Source organism: Oleiphilus sp. HI0067, from assembly GCF_001635735.1.
In genome coordinates this window covers 1-702 of record NZ_LWFI01000064.1, presented here as the reverse complement: position 1 = coordinate 702, position 702 = coordinate 1, and the positions used below count along the sequence as shown (strand labels likewise).

Genomic DNA, 702 nt, shown 5'->3' with positions numbered 1-702 from the left:
TCAATTGCAGCATGGTGACGTGGATGCCAACGACACACACACGTGGAAAGTATTGGCTGGCGGCTTAGGGGCCTTCGGAGTGATGACTGTCGATGCGCTAGGTAAGTGGACTTATGTGCTCGATCAGAACAAAGCACAAGCCTTATCAGATGGGCAAACAGCCACCGAAACTTTTCAGATTGAAGTGCAAGATCAACATGGTGAGCGCTCGGTGCAGACCGTAAATGTGCATGTCGATGGTGCAAATGATGTTCCTCAAATTACCGGCACTGATACAGGAAGGGCTATTGAAGGTTCTAGTATTGCAGCCGCAGGTTCTTGGACGGCTGTTGACCCTGACGCGCTTGATCAACATACCTGGTCCGTCGCAACGCCTGCTCAATATGGCACGCTGACAATTGATGCCAATGGCAATTGGTCTTATGTGCTTCATCAGCCGAATCATGCTGATATTGATCAGCTTGCTGATGGCGAATTAAAAACAGATACCGCGATCATTCAAGTAGATGATGGTCACGGGAGTATCGTGACTCAGCAAGTCACCCTCACGATTACAGGTACGAATGACGCGCCGAATATCAGTGGTGTGTTAAGCGGAACAGTTCAAGATGGTGGCACATTACAGGCATCTGGTCAGCTTTTAGATGGTGATGTGGATGCAAGCGACATGCACACTTGGAACATCTTAGGCAGTCAGCAGGG

General features: G+C 49.3%; 1 protein-coding gene. It reads left to right on the top strand.

The annotated features are described in order from the left end of the window. A partial coding sequence (locus tag A3739_RS01080; RefSeq protein ID WP_197471928.1) for a VCBS domain-containing protein occupies positions 1–702 on the top strand: 702 nt, incomplete at both ends.